15 protein-coding genes are annotated in these 17,553 nt (G+C 71.1%); 5 read left to right on the top strand and 10 right to left on the bottom strand.

Translation table 11 applies throughout. The annotated features are described in order from the left end of the window. Positions 1-54 precede the first annotated feature (54 nt). Genes ACZ4TO_RS19905 through ACZ4TO_RS19860 form a run of 10 tightly spaced genes read right to left on the bottom strand, consistent with a single transcriptional unit; the run spans position 55 to position 10,171 of the window. Complete coding sequence (locus ACZ4TO_RS19905; RefSeq protein ID WP_468024885.1) at positions 55-1,554, bottom strand: NADH-quinone oxidoreductase subunit N; 1,500 nt, start codon at positions 1,552-1,554, stop codon at positions 55-57. After that, positions 1,551-3,125, bottom strand: coding sequence for a complex I subunit 4 family protein (locus tag ACZ4TO_RS19900; RefSeq protein ID WP_468024884.1), 1,575 nt, complete (start codon positions 3,123-3,125; stop codon positions 1,551-1,553). Before ACZ4TO_RS19900 ends, ACZ4TO_RS19905 begins: the two co-directional genes overlap by 4 nt. 6 nt (positions 3,126-3,131) lie before the next feature. Then, on the bottom strand, positions 3,132-5,123 hold the full coding sequence (locus ACZ4TO_RS19895) for an NADH-quinone oxidoreductase subunit 5 family protein (protein WP_385049304.1): 1,992 nt from the start codon (positions 5,121-5,123) through the stop codon (positions 3,132-3,134). After that, a complete protein-coding gene (nuoK, locus tag ACZ4TO_RS19890; protein ID WP_266761664.1) occupies positions 5,120-5,494 on the bottom strand; it encodes an NADH-quinone oxidoreductase subunit NuoK in 375 nt (124 codons plus the stop codon). Before nuoK ends, ACZ4TO_RS19895 begins: the two co-directional genes overlap by 4 nt. Further along, a complete protein-coding gene (locus ACZ4TO_RS19885) occupies positions 5,494-6,159 on the bottom strand; it encodes an NADH-quinone oxidoreductase subunit J family protein (protein ID WP_382793994.1) in 666 nt (221 codons plus the stop codon). The genes nuoK and ACZ4TO_RS19885 overlap by 1 nt, the downstream gene beginning before the upstream one ends. Continuing rightward, positions 6,156-6,725 carry a NuoI/complex I 23 kDa subunit family protein gene (locus ACZ4TO_RS19880; RefSeq protein WP_382793991.1) on the bottom strand — a complete coding sequence of 190 codons (570 nt, stop codon included), beginning with the start codon at positions 6,723-6,725 and terminating at the stop codon, positions 6,156-6,158. Before ACZ4TO_RS19880 ends, ACZ4TO_RS19885 begins: the two co-directional genes overlap by 4 nt. 2 nt (positions 6,726-6,727) lie before the next feature. Continuing rightward, the gene (locus tag ACZ4TO_RS19875) at positions 6,728-7,696 is read right to left on the bottom strand and encodes a complex I subunit 1/NuoH family protein (protein ID WP_382793988.1); all 969 of its coding nucleotides are present in this window, start codon (positions 7,694-7,696) and stop codon (positions 6,728-6,730) included. Further along, positions 7,693-9,117, bottom strand: coding sequence for an NADH-quinone oxidoreductase subunit C (locus ACZ4TO_RS19870; RefSeq protein ID WP_468024883.1), 1,425 nt, complete (start codon positions 9,115-9,117; stop codon positions 7,693-7,695). Before ACZ4TO_RS19870 ends, ACZ4TO_RS19875 begins: the two co-directional genes overlap by 4 nt. Continuing rightward, on the bottom strand, positions 9,114-9,767 hold the full coding sequence (locus ACZ4TO_RS19865) for an NADH-quinone oxidoreductase subunit B (protein WP_468024882.1): 654 nt from the start codon (positions 9,765-9,767) through the stop codon (positions 9,114-9,116). The genes ACZ4TO_RS19870 and ACZ4TO_RS19865 overlap by 4 nt, the downstream gene beginning before the upstream one ends. Further along, positions 9,758-10,171, bottom strand: coding sequence for an NADH-quinone oxidoreductase subunit A (locus tag ACZ4TO_RS19860; RefSeq protein ID WP_095936005.1), 414 nt, complete (start codon positions 10,169-10,171; stop codon positions 9,758-9,760). Before ACZ4TO_RS19860 ends, ACZ4TO_RS19865 begins: the two co-directional genes overlap by 10 nt. A 273-nt stretch (positions 10,172-10,444) precedes the next feature. On the opposite strand from ACZ4TO_RS19860, the gene ACZ4TO_RS19855 reads away from it, so the two are divergent. The 5 genes from ACZ4TO_RS19855 (at position 10,445) to ACZ4TO_RS19835 (ending at position 17,541) form a co-directional block, all read left to right on the top strand. Further along, positions 10,445-11,644: a sensor histidine kinase gene (locus tag ACZ4TO_RS19855; protein WP_468024881.1), complete on the top strand. Its 1,200-nt coding sequence runs from the start codon at positions 10,445-10,447 to the stop codon at positions 11,642-11,644. 224 nt (positions 11,645-11,868) lie between these two features. Further along, positions 11,869-13,224 carry a sensor histidine kinase gene (locus ACZ4TO_RS19850; RefSeq protein ID WP_468024880.1) on the top strand — a complete coding sequence of 452 codons (1,356 nt, stop codon included), beginning with the start codon at positions 11,869-11,871 and terminating at the stop codon, positions 13,222-13,224. Positions 13,225-13,629: 405 nt separating this feature from the next. Then, positions 13,630-14,289: a response regulator transcription factor gene (locus ACZ4TO_RS19845; RefSeq protein ID WP_351863173.1), complete on the top strand. Its 660-nt coding sequence runs from the start codon at positions 13,630-13,632 to the stop codon at positions 14,287-14,289. A 236-nt stretch (positions 14,290-14,525) separates the two neighbouring features. Continuing rightward, positions 14,526-16,469 carry a 2-oxoacid:acceptor oxidoreductase subunit alpha gene (locus tag ACZ4TO_RS19840; protein ID WP_468024879.1) on the top strand — a complete coding sequence of 648 codons (1,944 nt, stop codon included), beginning with the start codon at positions 14,526-14,528 and terminating at the stop codon, positions 16,467-16,469. Then, a complete protein-coding gene (locus ACZ4TO_RS19835; RefSeq protein ID WP_382793968.1) occupies positions 16,462-17,541 on the top strand; it encodes a 2-oxoacid:ferredoxin oxidoreductase subunit beta in 1,080 nt (359 codons plus the stop codon). Before ACZ4TO_RS19840 ends, ACZ4TO_RS19835 begins: the two co-directional genes overlap by 8 nt. The last annotated feature ends 12 nt before the right edge of the window (positions 17,542-17,553 follow it).

Below are 17,553 nucleotides of genomic sequence, written 5' to 3'. Positions count from 1 at the left end.
CGCGCGCGTGCCCCTCGAAGAGGCCCTCGGGGAGTGGTGCTTCGCAGGAGTGCTTCAGAAGAGCGCGGTCTCCGAGAAGCGGAGGATGATCTGGGGCGCCCCGGACAGGACTACGCCGAGGACGGCGGTCAGGGCGATGGCCGCGGTGAGCGGGACCGGAGCGCGGTGCGTGCCCGGCTCGCCTTCGGGAGCGCGGAAGAGCAGCGCCGTCCACTGGAGGTAGTAGAAGAGCGCGATCACGACGTTCACGGCCATGACGACGGCCAGCCAGCCGAGCCCCGCGTCGACGGCGGCCGAGAAGACGGTCACCTTGGCGAAGAGGCCGATGATGCCCGGCGGCAGGCCGGCGAGGCAGAGCAGGAAGAAGCCGAGGACCAGTGCGGTGAGCGGGCTCTCGGCGTACAGGCCCCGGTAGTCGCTGATGCGGTTCAGGGGGCTTCGGCGGGCCACCAGGGCGGCCACGGCGAAGGCGCCGAGGTTCACGGCGGCGTACATGAGGGCGTACGCGACCGTGGAGCCGATGGCCCGCTGGGCGTCCTTGGAGTAGGCGGCGGCCGCGATCGGGACCAGGAGGTAGCCGGCCTGGCCGACGGACGACCAGGCGAGCAGCCGTACCGCGCTGTACGCGCGCGTGGACCGCTGCCGCAGGGCGCCGACGTTGCCCACCGTCATGGTGAGGGCCGCGAGGGCCGCCAGGGCCGGGCCCCAGACGTCGGCGTACGAGGGGAAGGCGACGACGGTGACGAGGATGAGCCCGGAGAAGCCGACCGCCTTCCCGACGACCGACAGGTACGCGGCGATCGGCAGGGGCGCCCCGACGTAGGTGTCGGGCACCCAGAAGTGGAAGGGCACGGCGGCCGTCTTGAAGGCGAAGCCGACGAGGGTGAGGACGACGCCTGTCTGGGCGAGGGTGTGGAACTGCCCGTCGACGTGCTGGATCCGGTCCGCGATCCGGGTGAGGTAGAGGGTGCCTGTCGTCGCGTAGACGAAGCTGACGCCCATCAGGCTGACCGCGGTCGCGGTGACGGAGGACAGGAAGAACTTGAGGGCCGCTTCCGAGGACTTCTTGTCGCCGCGCTTGATGCCGACGAGCGCGAAGGCGGGCAGCGAGGCGACCTCCAGGGCGACGATGAGGGTCGCGAGGTCGCGGGAGGCGGGCAGCAGGGCGGCGCCGGCGGCCGAGGAGAGCAGCAGGAACCAGTACTCCCCCTCGGGGAGTTCCCGGTCGGCGTCCTTCAGCGCGGTGACCGACAGCAGGGCGACGAGGAGCGCGCCGCCGAGAACCAGGAGCTGGATCACCAGGGTGAAGCGGTCGGCCACGTAGCTGCAGGTGTCGGTGGCGCCGGTCAGGCAGAACGTGGCCCGGTCGCCGTCGCGCAGGGGCAGCAGCAACAGCGCCGACGCGGCGAGGCCCGCCACGGACGTCCAGCCGAGGACGGCCTTGCGCGCTTCGCCGATGAAGAGGTCGGCGACGAGGACGACGAGTCCGACGACCGCCGCGAGGGTGGGCGGCGCGATGGCGAGCCAGTCGACGGACTGGACCAGGGAACTCATCGGGTGCCTCCTGCGAGGAGCTGCTGGACGGCCGGGTCGGTCAGACCGAGCAGGGCCCGGGGCCACAGACCGGCGGCGACGGTGAGGGCGACGAGCGGCGTCCAGGCGGCGAACTCGTAGGTCTGGACGTCGGCGAGCTTCGGCGCCTCCCGCGGTGTCGCGCCCATGCAGACACGGCGTACGACGATGAGCATGTACGCGGCGGTGAGCAGCGTGCCGAACGCGGCGATCGTCATGAACGTCAGATAGGCGCCACGGCTGAGGCCGGCCGCGGGTTCGAAAGCGCCGAACATCGCCAGCATCTCGCCCCAGAACCCGGCGAGGCCCGGCAGTCCGAGCGAGGCCACGGCGGCGAAGGCCAGGAGGCCGCCGAGGCGCGGTGCCTTGCCGTAGAGAGCGGCGCCGGACTCCTCGGCGAGGCTGTCGAGGTCGGTGGTGCCCGTGCGGTCCTTCAGCGCTCCGACGAGGAAGAAGAGGAGGCCGGTGATGAGGCCGTGCGCGATGTTGGCGAACAGCGCGCCGTTCACGCCGGTCGGGGTCATGGTCGAGATGCCGAGCAGGACGAAGCCCATGTGGCCGACGGAGGAGTAGGCGATGAGCCGTTTGAGGTCGCCCTTGGCGCCCTGCTTGGCGAGGGCCAGGCAGGCCAGGGAACCGTAGATGATCCCGACCACGGCGAACGCGGCGAGGTAGGGGGCGAAGGTCCGGAATCCGTCGGGTGTGATGGGCAGCAGGATCCGGACGAACCCGTACGTGCCCATCTTCAGCATGACGCCGGCCAGCAGGACCGAGCCGACGGTCGGGGCGGCGGTGTGGGCGTCGGGCAGCCAACTGTGCAGCGGCCACATCGGCGTCTTCACCGCGAGCCCGAGGCCGATCGCCAGAACGGCGGTGACCTGCACGGATGTGCTCAAGCCGCGGCCGTTGTCAGTGGCGAGTGCCACCATGTCGAATGTGCCCGCCTTGATTCCGATCAGGAGCAGGCCCAGCAGCATGACGACCGAACCGAGCAGGGTGAAGAGGATGAACTTCCAGGCCGCGGCCTGGCGCTGGGCGCCTCCCCACCGTGCGATGAGGAAGTACATCGGGATGAGCACCGTCTCGAACGCGAGGAAGAACAGCAGCAGATCGAGGACGGCGAAGGTCGCGAGTGTGCCGGACTCGAGGACGAGCAGCAGGGCGACGAACGCCTTCGGGGTCGGTCCCGCGGGCATCTTGAAGTAGGAGTACAGCGCGCAGAGGAAGGTCAGCAGCGCGGTCAGGACCAGAAGGGGGAGGGAAATGCCGTCGACGCCGAGGTGGATCCGCACGTCGAGTGCGGGGATCCAGCTGATGTCCGTCGTGGCCTGCATCTTCGACGGGTGGTCGTGGTCGAAGCCGAACGCGAGGACGATCGCGGCGATGAGGACGACGCCCGTGACGATCACACCGTGCCGCAGCACCGCCTGCTCGGGCGACTTCCCCTTCAGTCCGGGCGGGGCCGGGAGGAGGGCGGCGGCGGCGCCGATGAGCGGGCCGACCACGATCAACGCGAGAAGAATCTGCATCACGGATTCACTGATATCGATCACGCCTGCTCACGCTCCCGTGGCGACGAGGACGGCGGCGACCACCAGGACGACGGTGCCGGCGAGCAGCGCGCTCACATAGGTCTGCACATTGCCGGTCTGCGCACGCCGTACGGCGGTGCCGAGCCAGCGGGGTAGGGCGCCCGCGCCGCGTACGTAGGTGTCGACGACCTCTCGGTCGAGGAACCGGACGAGTGTGGCTCCGGCCTGGACCGGGCGGACGAACAGCACGGAGTACACGGTGTCGAGGTGGAACCCGACGGCCGCGTGCCGGTGCAGCGGGCCGAGCAGCAGCCGGCCCGGGTCCGCCGGGTCGGGGGCCTGGGCGACGTCTCCGTAGGCGGGTTCGTGGGAGGCGATGGCCTCGGCCTCGACCCGTCCGGCGTCGGCGTCCGGGTGAGCCGCGACCGCGCCCAGGGGGACGCGGGACGCCAGGGCCGTGGTGTGCCGCCAGGCTCCGTAGGTGACGATCCCGCCGACCAGGGCCAGTCCCGTGCCGAGCACCGAGGTGGCGAGGACCGGCGTCAGGTCACGTCCGTCGAACCAGTCGGGCAGCGGGCCGAAGGCCAGGCCGAACGCGAGCGAGGGGATGGCGAGCACCCACAGGACGGCCGTCATGGTGACCGGCTGCCTGCCGTGGTCGGGGGCCTCGGCTCCGTGGCCGCGGAAGGCCAGCAGCCACAGCCGGGTCGCGTACGCGGCGGTGAGGACGGCGGTGACCAGACCGGTGACCAGGACGATCCAGCCCGAGGCACCGGGGGCCTGCTCGGTGTGACCGGTGGCGACGTGCTCGGCGGCGCCGAGGACGGCCTCCTTGGAGAAGAAGCCGCTGAAGGGCGGGATCGCGGCGAGCGCGAGCAGCGCCACGGTCATCGTCCAGAAGGCGTCGGGGACGCGCAGGCGCAGGTCCTTCATACGGGACATGGCTGCCAGCGAGTTGGTGCCGGAGGCGTGGATGATCACGCCGGCGGCGAGGAACAGCAGCGCCTTGAAGGCGCCGTGCGCGAGGAGGTGGAAGACGGCGGCACCGCGGTCGCCGACGGCGAGGGCACCGGCCATGTAGCCGAGCTGACCGATCGTCGAGTAGGCGAGGACCCGCTTGATGTCGTCCTGGGCGAGTGCCGCGAGCCCCGAACCGACCATCGTGACGCCGGCCATGACGGCGAGGACGACCATCGCGGCCGCGGAGGCCTGGAAGACGGGAAGGAGACGGGCGACGAAGTAGATACCCGCGGCGACCATCGTCGCGGCGTGGATCAGCGCGGAGACGGGTGTGGGGCCCGCCATCGCGTCGGGCAGCCAGGTGTGGAGCGGGAACAGCGCCGACTTGCCCGCCACGCCCGCGAGGAGCAGGAGGGCGACGACGGTCGGGTGGTGCAGTCCGCCGCTCGCCACGGTGCCGAGGACCGCGGTGATCCGGAACGAGCCGGCGTCGGTGGCCAGCGCGAACAGACCGATGAGGAAGGGGACGTCTCCGAGCTTGGTGACCAGGAAGGCCTTGAGCGAGGCGGCGCGGGCTTCCGGGGTCTCCCAGTAGTGGCCGACCAGGAAGTACGAGCAGATGCCCATGATCTCCCAGCCGACCAGCAGCACCATCAGGTCGCCGGAGTAGACGACGAGCAGCATGGCGGAGGTGAACAGGGAGACGAGGGCGGCGTACGAGGGGTAGCGCGGGTCGTCGCGCAGGTAGCCCGTCGAGTAGATCTGCACGCAGGTGGCGACGACGCCGACGAGTACGGCGACGAGGGCGGCGAAGCCGTCGATGTGCAGGCCCAGTTCGATGGGGACCGAGCCGGTCGGGGTGAGTTCGGTGTGCGAGTTGATGGCCAGGCCGCCGCCCTGGTCGACCGCGACCGTCACGGCGAGGGCGAGCGAGGCGAGGACGGGCAGGACGGCGAGCGGGCGCACGAAGCCCGGGGCCGTGCGGCCGAGGAGGAGTCCGGCGACGGCACCGAGGAACGGAAGGAGGGGGACGAGGACGGCGAGGGTGGTCGTGGTCACGCGGTGGCCTCAGCCTTCTCGGCCGCGGGGGCGTCGGGGTCGTCGGGGCCGTGGCCCTCGGCGGTGTCGCGGAGCTTGTCGATGTCCGAGGTGCCGCGGTTGCGGTACACGGCGAGGACGATCGCCAGGCCGATGCCGATCTCGGCGGCGGCGATGGCGATGGTGAACAGGGTCAGGGCCTGGCCGGAGTGCAGGGTGTCGCGGGCGGCCTTGGAGAGCCAGACGTCGAAGGCGACGAGGTTCAGGTTGACGGCGTTGAGCATCAGCTCGACCGACATGAGGACCAGGATCGCGTTGCGGCGCGCCAGGACTCCGTACAGGCCCGTGCAGAACAGGAGGGCCGCGAGCACGGCGGGATAGGCGAGGTGCATCAGCGGACACCTTCCTTGTCCTGCTTGCCGTCGCGGCTTCCGGGGACGCGCGGGCCGGCGGCCGACGTGGTCGCCGCGGCGGTGTCCGCCTTCGCCTTGCGGGAGAGGACGATCGCGCCGACCAGGGCGGCGAGGAGGAGGACGGACAGCGCTTCGAAGGGGAGGACCCAGTTCTGGAAGAGGCTGGCGCCGGTCACCTCGGTGGAACCGGCGGCGGCGCCGTCGAGATCGACCCAGGTCGTGCGGAACGCGTCGACGACGACCCAGACCAGGGTGCCGGCCGAGGCGACGGCGACGGCCAGGGCCGCCCAGCGGTTGCCGGAGTCGGCGTCCGGGGAACGGCCGATCGGGGCCCTGGTGAGCATCAGACCGAACAGAAGGAGAACGACGACGGAGCCGACGTAGATGAGGACCTGTACCCAGGCGATGAACTCGGCCGTCAGCAGGAGGTATTCGACGGCGAGGCCGCCGAGGGCGACCACCAGCCACAGTGCGGCGTGCACGAGCTGCTTGGTGGTGACGGTGACGATCGCGGCGCCGAAGGTGAGCAGGCCGACGAGGAGGAAGGCGATCTCGACACCGGTCGGGGAGAGGAAGCCGTGGTGCTCGGCGGCGACGGTGGTGGCCGTGCGGGCCGCCGTGGCCGTGGCTGCTGCGAGGGTCACGACTGTCCCTCCTGCGGGCCGGACGCCTCGGCCTGGGCCGCCTGTTCGGCCGCGAGTTTGTCGGCGGTCTTGCGGGCGGCGGCGATCTCCTTGGGCTCCTCGGCACCGGGGTCGAGGGCGGGCGGGGCCGGGACGGTCCACATCCACTCGCGGAGCTTGTCGCGTTCGTGGGTGAGTTCGTGGATGTCCGTCTCCGCGTACTCGAACTCCGGAGTCCAGAACAGCGCGTCGAAAGGACAGACCTCGATGCAGATACCGCAGTACATGCACAGGGAGAAGTCGATGGCGAAGCGGTCGAGGACGTTACGGCTGCGCTCACGGCCGCCCGGGGCGGCGGGCGGGACCGTCTCCTTGTGGGAGTCGATGTAGATGCACCAGTCCGGGCACTCGCGGGCGCACAGCATGCAGACGGTGCAGTTCTCCTCGAAGAGGGCGATGACACCACGGGTGCGGGGCGGGAGTGCGGGCTGGACGTCCGGGTACTGCGCGGTGACGGTCTTCTTCGTCATCGTGCGGAGGGTGACGGCCAGGCCCTTGGCGAGGCCGGAGCCAGGAATGGGGGCCATGGTTACGCGATCACCACCTTGACGATGCCGGTGAGGGCGATCTGGGCGAGGGACAGGGGGACGAGGAGGGTCCAGGAGAGTTTCTGGAGCTGGTCCTCGCGCAGGCGGGGGTAGGTGACGCGGAGCCAGATGACGACGAAGGCGAGGATCGCGGCCTTCAGCAGGGTCCAGACCCAGCCGAGGCCGTCGGCGCCCCAGGGTCCGTGCCAGCCGCCGAGGAAGAGGACGGTGGTCAGACCGCACAGGACGACGATCCCGGCGTACTCGGCGAGCAGGAACAGGGCGAAACGCAGGCCCGTGTACTCGGTGTACGCGCCGAAGATGATCTCGGAGTCGGCCACGGGCATGTCGAAGGGGGGCCGTTGGAGTTCGGCGAGGCCGGCGACGAAGAACACGATCGCGCCGACGATCTGCCAGGGCAGCCACCACCACTGGAAGGCGTCCACGATGCCGGGGAGCGAGACCGTGCCCGCGGCCATCGCGACCGAGGCCGCGGTCAGGAGCATCGGGAGCTCGTACGCGAGGAGCTGGGCGGCGGTGCGCAGGCCGCCGAGGAGGGAGAACTTGTTGGCCGACGCCCAGCCGGCCATGAGCGAGCCGAGGACGCCCACGCCCATGACGGCGAGGACGAAGAAGATTCCCGCGTCGACGACCTCGCCGACCGCGCCCTCGCCCGGGCCGATCGGGATGGCGAGGAGGACCAGGAGGTACGGGAGCAGGGCCACCGCGGGGGCGAGCTGGAAGATACGCCGGTCCGCGCCCGCGGGGACGATGTCCTCCTTCTGCGCGAACTTCACGCCGTCCGCGACGAGCTGGGCCCAGCCGTGGAAGCCGCCCGCGTACATCGGGCCGAGGCGGCCCTGCATGTGGGCCATCACCTTGTGCTCGGTCTGGCCGACGATCAGGGGGAACGTCAGGAACACGACGAAGACGACGAGGAGGCGTAGGGCGACGTCGAGAGCGTCGTTCACTGCGTACCTCCGGAGGTGTCGTCGGGGCTGGGGGCGGGCTTCGCTCCCGGTTCGGGCTTCGGCTCGGGGGCTGGAGCGGTCGCGGCCTCGGGCTCGGACTCAGGCGACGGTTCCGGCTTCGGCCTCGGCTCGGGGGCCGGAGCGGTCCCAGCCTCCGGCTCAGACTCGGACGCCGGTTCGGTCTTCGCCTCGGGCGCCGGAGCGGTCCCAGCCTCCGGCTCGGACTCAGGCGACGGTTCCGGCTTCGGCTTCGCCTCGGGGGCCGGAGCGGTCCCAGCCTCCGGCTCAGACTCGGACGCCGGTTCGGTCTTCGCCTCGGGCGCCGGAGCGGTCCCCGCCTCCGGCTCGGACTCAGGCGACGGTTCCGGCTTCGGCTCGGGCTTCGCCTTCTGCTGGGGCTCCGGCCGGTCCGGTTTGGGTTCCGAGTCGTCGAACGCGGGCTTCGGCTGGTGCCACGGCGCGTCCGAGCTGCGCGGTGCGGCGGACCTTCCGACGGGCGGTGTGGCCGGAGCGGTCGGCTCGCCCTCGGTCGCCGGCGAGGTCGGAGCCGGGGTCGGGGTCGGAGCAGGGGTCGGAGACGGCTGCTGCTCGGTGCGCTGGCTGGCCGAGCCCTGGCTCACGCTGCGGGACCGGCGTGCGGGTCGACCGGTCTCGGCACCGGAGGCCGCACCCGCCGCGACGGGCCCCGCGGCCGCTCCCGTGGCGCCCGCGCCGGCACCTGCGGCCGTTGGCGCATCGGCCGGAGCGGCGGGCGTCTGGCTCGCCGAGCCCTCCCCCGCCGTGCGGGTCCTGCGGACCGGGCGGTCGCCGGCGGGGCGGGCGGCGCCACGGGCCGGGCGGGACGGAGCCGGGGGGAGCTGGCCCTTGAGAGGGCCCCACTCGTTGGGGTCGGGGACGCCGGGCGGCAGCATCTGGCGGCGCTTCGGGCCACCGTGCTCGGACTCGCCGGGCTCCTTCGCGCCGGGCCAGGCCTTGGCGACACGGGCGGCCAGGACGAAGTCCTTGCGGAGGGGGTGGCCCTCGAAGCCCTCCGGCAGGAGCAGGGGGTCGAGGCCGGGGTGGCCCTCGAACGTCACGCCGAACATCTCGTGGGTCTCGCGCTCGTGCCAGGCGGCACCCGCGTAGACGGAGACCGCCGACGGGAGCGCCGGGGCGGTGTGCGGGACGGTCGTGCGGACGAGGAGGCGGTGGAGCGGGGACAGGGCCACGACGTGGGCCGAGACGCGGAAGCCCGTGCCGGGTTCGTCGACGGCGCTCAGCCAGTCGAAGTAGGTGCAGCCCAGGGTGTCGCGGGCCGTCTCCAGGGCCGCGATCCAGGAGGCCGGCGGCACGTCGACGGTCAGGACCTCGTACGACTCCTCGGCGGTGGCGTCGGGGCCGAAGAGGTCCTCGGCGGGGCCGGGAAGCCAGCCGACGGTCATCGGTCCTCCTCGCCGGGGGCGGCCGGATCCGTGGCCGGGACGTTCCTCGCGGAGGGGGCCGGCGGTTTCACCAGGCCGCTCTGGAGCGCGGCGGTGGAGGGGCGCGCGGAGTCGGTGCCGTAGCGCTCCCCCAGCGATTCCCGGGCGATCTTCTCCTGGAGCTTGAGGATGCCCTGGAGCAGGGCCTCGGGGCGGGGCGGGCACCCGGGGACGTAGACGTCGACGGGGATGATCTGGTCGACGCCCTTGGTGACGGAGTAGGAGTCCCAGTACGGGCCGCCGCAGTTGGAGCAGGCGCCGAAGGAGATGACGTACTTCGGCTCGGGCATCTGCTCGTACAGGCGCTTGACGGCGGGCGCCATCTTGTCGGTGACCGTGCCGGAGACGACCATCAGGTCGGCCTGGCGGGGGCCCGGCGCGAACGGGATCACGCCGAGGCGGATGAAGTCGTGGCGGGCCATCGACGCGGCGATGAACTCGATCGCGCAGCAGGCGAGGCCGAAGTTGAAGACCCAGAGCGAGTAGCGGCGGCCCCAGTTCAGGACGACCTTCATGGGCTCGGGCGCGAGGCGGGCGAGCGCGCCGAGCCGCTTGGGTTCGGGCAGCGGCACCGGGGCCGGCTGCCCCGGGGCGGTGGGGGTCACGTCCATGTCAGGACGCCCTTCTTGTATGCGTACAGCAGGCCCACGGCCAGGAAGCCGAGGAAGATGAACATCTCGACGAGCGTCGCGGCACCGTAGCCGGGAGCGGCGAAGACCGTGGCCCAGGGGAAGAGGAAGATCGAGTCGACGGCGAAGATGACGTAGAGGAAGGCGTACACGTAGTAGCGGACCTGGGTGTGGGCCCAGCCCTCGCCGACGGGGTCGACGCCGCACTCGTACGTCAGGAGTTTCTCGGGGGTCGGGACGACGGGGCGCAGCAGGCGGCCCGCTCCGAAGGCGACGGCGACGAACAGCACGCCGACGACGGCGAGCAGTCCGACGACCGAGTAGGACTGGAAGTAGTCCGCCGCGACGACGGCCCCGGTCGCCGTGACAACGGTCGGTTCCGGCACGTCAGCCCCTCACTCCCTGACCTCGTTGCGCCCCGTCGTGCGCCGTCGCGCACTCTGTGATGCGCCATGTTCGACGATCTGTACGGACGGGAGTCTAGGGCCTGCTAAAGAGAGCGTAAGCAGCCCGTCACGCCTCGACCATCCCTCGGCCGTCGGTGACGTGTTCACGTCTCACGGTGTGAACACGTTCCTCCTGGGGGTGGGGTTATCCCCAGTGCATCGCGGCGGCCCACCTCATGGCGCGGCGGCGCGCCGCCGGGCAGGCTAGCGGATATGACCGAACGCATCCCGCCCGCCGCTCCGCCGGACGCCCCGTCCGACGGTGACCGGCCGCCCGCCGTACGTCCCGCCCTGGATCCGGGGACGTGGAGGGAGATCGCCCATCTCCTGGCGAATCTGCCGGCCTCGATCATCGGGTTCGTGTACGTGGTGACGATGCTCGCCACGGGCGCGGGGCTCGCCGTGACCGTCGTGGGACTGCCGCTGCTGGCGGCGGGACTGCGGGGTTCGCGGCAACTGGGCAAGCTGGAGCGGGGGCGGGCGCGGCGGCTGCTGGGGCTGCGGATCGAGGAGCCGAGCCCGTTGCCGGTGCGCCGGACCGGCTTCTTCGGCTGGCTGTGGTCGAGCCTGAAGGACCCGGTGGGCTGGCGGGCGGTGCTGTACGACCTGATACGGCTGCCCTGGGGCATCGCCACCTTCACGGTGACGCTCGTGTCGCTGTTCGTGCTGTGGCCGGTGCTGCCGTTCATCGCGCGCGGGCTGACGAACGTGGACCGGGCGATGGTGCGCGGACTGCTGTCGCCCTCCGACGAGTTGGAGCGGCGTATCGCCGAACTGGAGTCGGACCGCGGGGTGGTGGTCGACACGGCGGCCGCCGATCTGCGCCGTATCGAGCGCGATCTGCACGACGGGGCGCAGGCCCGGCTCGTCAATCTCGCGATGGGGCTCGGCCTGGCGAAGGAGAAGCTCCTGGAGGACCCGGACGCCGCGGCGTCGATGGTGGACGAGGCGCACGGCGAGGTGAAGCTCGCCCTCCAGGAACTGCGCGATCTGGCCCGCGGCATCCACCCGGCGGTCCTCACCGACCGGGGTCTGGACGCCGCCCTGTCCGCGATCGCCTCGCGGTGCACCGTGCCCGTGAAGGTGACCACCGAACTGGAGTCGCGGCCGGCCGCCGCCATCGAGGGCATCGCGTACTTCACGGTCTCCGAGCTGCTCCAGAACGTCAGCAAGCACAGCGGGGCGAGATCGGCCTCGGTGGACGTCTGGCGGACGGACGAGCGCCTGCTCATCCAGGTGCGGGACGACGGCCGCGGCGGGGCCGGTGTCGACGGCGGTACGGGCATGGCGGGGCTCGCGGACCGGCTCGGCGCGGTGGACGGGCTGTTCGTCGTCGATTCGCCGGTGGGCGGCCCGACGGTCATCACGGCCGAACTGCCGTGGCGGGACCGCCAGAACGAGGCCGTCCGGTGAGCGTCCGTACGAGGCGAGGTTCACTCGATGGAGATCCTCGGCCGCCGGGGTTGCCGGGGTCGCCGGGGTCGCCGGGGTCGCCGGGGTAGGGAAAACCCCCCGTTCAAGACGCCGATCCGCCGCATGTCCCCCGGGCCTGCCGAACGGCACGCTGGAAGAAGAGGAAGCAGCCGGCTCGCGGAGCAGGTCGAGGCGCAGGACGAGACGAGAGAACGGACGGACCGATGGCCACGGAGTACGGACACGGATACGGGCACCGCGGCGGGTCCCGGTTCGACGAGGCGGGCGCCGCCGGGCCGCGGCACCGCCTCCCGGCCCCGCTGCGGGCGCCGTTCGAGGCCCGCACGTGGCGCGAGTTCGGCTACGTGCTGCTGGGGCTGCCGCTCGGGATCCTCCTGTTCACGTTCGCCGTGACGATGGTCTCGCTCGGCGCGGGCCTGCTGATCACCTTCCTGGGCGTTCCGGTGCTCGCCGCCGCGCTGGCCGGCTGCCGCGGTCTCGGCTCGCTGGAGCGGGCGCGGGCGCGCGGCCTGCTCGGGGTCGAGGTGGCCGAGCCCGAGCCGCTGCGGGTGCAGAAGCACGGGGCGATGGCGTGGATGGGCGCGGTGCTCAAGAGCGGCACGTCGTGGCGGCATCTGCTGTACGCGGTGGTGCAGTTCCCGTGGTCGGTGTTCTCCTTCGTCGTCGCGGTGAACTTCTGGGTGTACGGCTGGGCGCTGCTGACGTATCCGCTGTGGTTCTGGGTCTTCCCGATGTACGGCGGCCAGGACGGGCTCCAGTTGTACGGCGACAGCACGCACTCGATCTATCTGGACAACCCGTTCGAGATCACGGTGACCGCGCTGGTGGGGCTGCTCTTCACGATGGCGACGCCGTGGATCGTGCGGGCGCTGACGACCGTGGACCGGGTGATGGTGACCGGGCTGCTCGGCCCCTCGCGGCTGGCCACGCGCGTGGTGGAGCTGGAGTCCGACCGCGGGGTCGTGGTCGACACGGCGGCCGCCGATCTGCGCCGTATCGAGCGCGATCTGCACGACGGGGCGCAGGCCCGGCTCGTCGCCCTGGCGATGGATCTGGGGCTCGCGAAGGAGAAGCTGGCCGAGGACCCCGAGGCGGCGGCACGGATGGTGGACGAGGCGCACGGCGAGGTCAAGACGGCGTTGCAGGAGCTGCGGGATCTCGCGCGGGGGATCCATCCGGCGGTGCTGACCGACCGCGGGCTCGACGCCGCGCTGTCCGCGGTGGCCTCGCGGTGCACGGTTCCGGTGCAGGTGGAAGTGGATCTGGCGGTGCGGCCGGCGCCGGCGATCGAGGGGATCGCCTACTTCACCGTCTCCGAGCTGCTGCAGAACATCAGCAAGCACTCCCGTGCGACGCGGGCGACCGTGGATGTGTGGCGGGTGGAGAACCGGCTGATGATCCAGGTCGGCGACAACGGGGTCGGCGGGGCGGACGTCACCGAGGGGTCGGGCCTGGCCGGGCTCACGGAACGGCTCGACGCGGTGGACGGGATCCTGGTGGTGGACTCGCCGCCGGCCGGTCCCACCCGGATCACGGCGGAGCTGCCCTGGCGGGGCTGAGACTCCACGGCACGCGCGCGGGGACCCCGGTGCACTCCACCGGGGTCCCCGCGCGCCGCGAGGTCCGTGCCGGCCCGGGCAACCCCACGGGGGCCGCCGGGCGTCCGCACGCACGCCACCGGGGCAAAGCCGGACCGCCCCAGTTCCGCTCCGGGGCGAGGGGGGATCGCCCCATGTACCCCACTGGGGTGAAGAAGTCGGATCGCCTCGCGTACCCCACCGGGGTGCAGCGGGATCGTCGCCTACCCCACCGGGGTAGGCGACGTGCCTCTTCCCGTCGCCCGGGCGCATCCGGATCCGAATGCTGGAATGCTGGGGGCTGTCGTACGAACGGGCACGAACCCGGTGGAGCCGGGGGCGGCCGGGGGCGGGCTCTGGGGGGACCGAGAAATCGTGGAGGACAGGGTGCGGGTGGTCATCGCCGAGGATTCAGTGCTGCTCAGGGAGGGCCTGACCCGGTTGCTGACCGACCGCGGGCATGATGTCGTGGCAGGGGTCGGGGACGGCGACGCGCTGATCAAGACCATCACCGACCTCGCGGCGCAGGACGCGCTGCCGGACGTCGTCGTTGCGGACGTACGGATGCCGCCGACGCACACCGACGAAGGCGTGCGGGCGGCCGTGCAGCTTCGCAAGGCCCATCCGGGACTCGGTGTGCTCGTGCTGTCGCAGTACGTCGAGGAGCGGTACGCCACCGAACTGCTGGCCGGATCGAGCCGTGGCGTCGGCTATCTGCTCAAGGACCGGGTCGCCGAGGTCCGCGAGTTCGTGGACGCGGTGGTGCGGGTGGCCCAGGGAGGCACCGCGCTCGACCCGGAGGTCGTGGCGCAGCTGCTGGGCCGCAGCCGCAAACAGGACGTGCTGGCCGGGCTGACGCCCAGGGAGCGGGAGGTCCTCGGGCTCATGGCCGAGGGCCGGACGAACTCCGCCGTCGCCCGCCAGCTCGTGGTCAGCGACGGAGCCGTGGAGAAGCACGTCAGCAACATCTTCCAGAAGCTGGGCTTGTCACAAAGTGACGGGGATCATCGGCGTGTTCTGGCCGTCCTCACATACCTGAACTCATGACGACCTGACAGTCTGTCAGTTGTCGAGCAGAACCAAAGGGTGAGCGGGGAACGTCTTTCGAGGAAGGGGCCAGGGGCGGGAAAAATCGTGACACATCAGTATGTCAGGACGTCTCACCACAGCGTCCATCATGCGAATGGCCTAAGGAAGGCGACCCTTACCGACGTAGGGTTGAAAAAGGAAGGGTCTGCGGGAAGGCCACTCCCGGACAGCCGCCTCAAAGGAGGTCCAGTTCAGTGACGAGCAAGGTCAGCAGCCCAACGGAACAGGCCGACGAAGCCGTCGTAGGAGAACAGCGCAAACCGCCGGGGGCGAAGGACGTCCGCCGGCTCGACCGGGTCATCATCCGGTTCGCGGGGGACTCCGGTGACGGTATGCAGCTCACCGGCGATCGCTTCACCTCGGAGACTGCCTCCTTCGGCAACGACCTCTCGACCCTGCCGAACTTCCCCGCCGAGATCCGCGCGCCCGCAGGCACACTGCCGGGCGTTTCGTCGTTTCAACTGCATTTCGCCGACCACGACATCCTGACGCCGGGCGACGCGCCCAACGTCCTCGTGGCCATGAACCCGGCGGCCCTGAAGGCGAACATCGCCGACGTGCCGCGCGGGGCCGAGATCATCGTCAACACGGACGAGTTCACCAAGCGGGCGATGCAGAAGGTCGGCTACGCGACCAGCCCGCTGGAGGACGGCTCGCTGGACGGCTACAACGTCCACCCCGTCCCGCTCACGACGATGACCGTCGAGGCGCTGAAGGACTTCGAGCTCTCCCGCAAGGAGGCCGAGCGCTCCAAGAACATGTTCGCGCTGGGTCTGTTGTCGTGGATGTACCACCGGCCGACCGAGGGCACCGAGAAGTTCCTGCGGACCAAGTTCGCCAAGAAGCCCGACATCGCGGCCGCCAACCTCGCCGCGTTCCGGGCGGGCTGGAACTTCGGCGAGACGACCGAGGACTTCGCCGTCTCCTACGAGGTCGCGCCCGCGTCGACGGCCTTCCCGACCGGCACCTACCGCAACATCTCCGGGAACCTCGCCCTGTCGTACGGCCTCATCGCCGCCTCCCGGCAGGCCGATCTGCCGCTGTACCTGGGCTCCTATCCCATCACCCCGGCCTCCGACATCCTGCACGAGCTGAGCAAACACAAGAACTTCGGGGTGCGCACCTTCCAGGCCGAGGACGAGATCGCGGGCATCGGCGCGGCGCTGGGCGCGGCGTTCGGCGGCTCGCTCGCCGTGACGACGACGTCCGGTCCCGGTGTGGCGCTGAAGTCGGAGACGATCGGGCTCGCCGTCTCCCTCGAACTGCCCCTGCTCGTCATCGACATCCAGCGCGGCGGCCCCTCGACCGGCCTGCCGACCAAGACCGAGCAGGCCGACCTGCTCCAGGCGATGTACGGGCGCAACGGCGAGGCCCCGGTGCCGATCGTCGCGCCACGCACCCCGGCCGACTGCTTCGACGCGGCGATGGAGGCGGCCCGGATCGCGCTGACGTACCGGACGCCCGTCCTGCTGCTGTCGGACGGCTACCTGGCCAACGGCTCCGAGCCGTGGCGCATCCCCGAGACCGACGAACTCCCGGATCTGCGCGTGCAGTTCGCCCAGGGACCGAACCACACGCTGGACGACGGCACCGAGGTCTTCTGGCCCTACAAGCGCGATCCGCAGACCCTCGCCCGCCCCTGGGCCGTCCCCGGAACTCCCGGTCTCGAGCACCGTATCGGCGGCATCGAGAAGCAGGACGGCAGCGGCAACATCTCGTACGACCCCGCCAACCACGACTTCATGGTCCGCACCCGGCAGGCCAAGATCGACGGCATCGACGTCCCGGACCTGGAGGTCGACGACCCGACCGCGGGCACCGAGGCGGCGGCCGACACCCTTGTCCTCGGGTGGGGTTCGACGTACGGGCCGATCACCGCCGCGGTCCGCCGGCTGCGTACCGCCGGGGAGCACATCGCGCAGGCGCACCTGCGCCACCTCAACCCCTTCCCGCGGAATCTGGGCGCGGTGCTCGGGCGTTACGACAAGGTGGTGATCCCCGAGATGAACCTCGGCCAGCTCGCCACCCTCGTGCGGGCCAGGTATCTGGTGGACGCGCACTCGTACAACCAGGTCAACGGCATGCCCTTCAAGGCTGAGCAGCTCGCCACAGCTCTCAAGGAGGCCATCGATGGCTGACACGTCAACGGAAGGCCCGGGCACGATCGAGGCGCTTTCCCTGGTCCCCAAGGCCGACGCCAGGCAGTCCATGAAGGACTTCAAGTCCGATCAGGAAGTGCGCTGGTGCCCCGGCTGCGGTGACTACGCGATCCTCGCCGCCGTCCAGGGCTTCATGCCCGAACTCGGCCTGGCGAAGGAGAACATCGTCTTCGTCTCGGGCATCGGCTGCTCGTCCCGCTTCCCGTACTACATGAACACCTACGGGATGCACTCCATCCACGGCCGCGCGCCCGCCATCGCGACCGGCCTCGCCTCCTCGCGCCGCGATCTGTCCGTATGGGTCGTCACCGGCGACGGCGACGCCCTGTCCATCGGCGGCAACCACCTCATCCACGCGCTGCGCCGCAACGTGAACCTGAAGATCCTGCTCTTCAACAACCGGATCTACGGTCTCACCAAGGGCCAGTACTCCCCGACCTCCGAGGTCGGCAAGATCACCAAGTCGACGCCGATGGGCTCCCTGGACGCCCCCTTCAACCCGGTGTCGCTGGCGATCGGCGCGGAGGCCTCGTTCGTGGCCCGGACCGTGGACTCCGACCGCAAGCACCTGACCGACGTGCTGCGCCAGGCAGCCGCCCACCCCGGCACCGCCCTGGTGGAGATCTACCAGAACTGCAACATCTTCAACGACGGCGCCTTCGAGGTCCTCAAGGACAGACAGTCCGCGGAGGAGGCGGTGATCCGCCTGGAGCACGGACAGCCCATCCGCTTCGGCGCCGACGGCTCCCGCGGCGTGGTCCGCGACCCGCGCACCGGCGACCTCCAGGTCGTCACCGTGACCCCGGAGAACGAGGCCGACGTCCTGGTCCACGACGCGCACACCGCGTCGCCGACCACCGCGTTCGCGCTGTCCCGGCTCGCCGACCCCGACACCCTGCACCACACCCCCATCGGGGTGTTCCGCGCGGTCGACCGGCCGGTCTACGACACACAGATGGCCGACCAGCTCGACGCCGCCATCGAACAGAACGGCAAGGGCGACCTCGCCGCGCTCCTCGCCGGCGGCGACACCTGGACGGTCGTCGGCTGACCCCGTCCGCGG

This window comes from Streptomyces sp. NPDC028298, from assembly GCF_055565895.1.
This window is presented reverse-complemented; position numbering and strand designations above follow the sequence as displayed.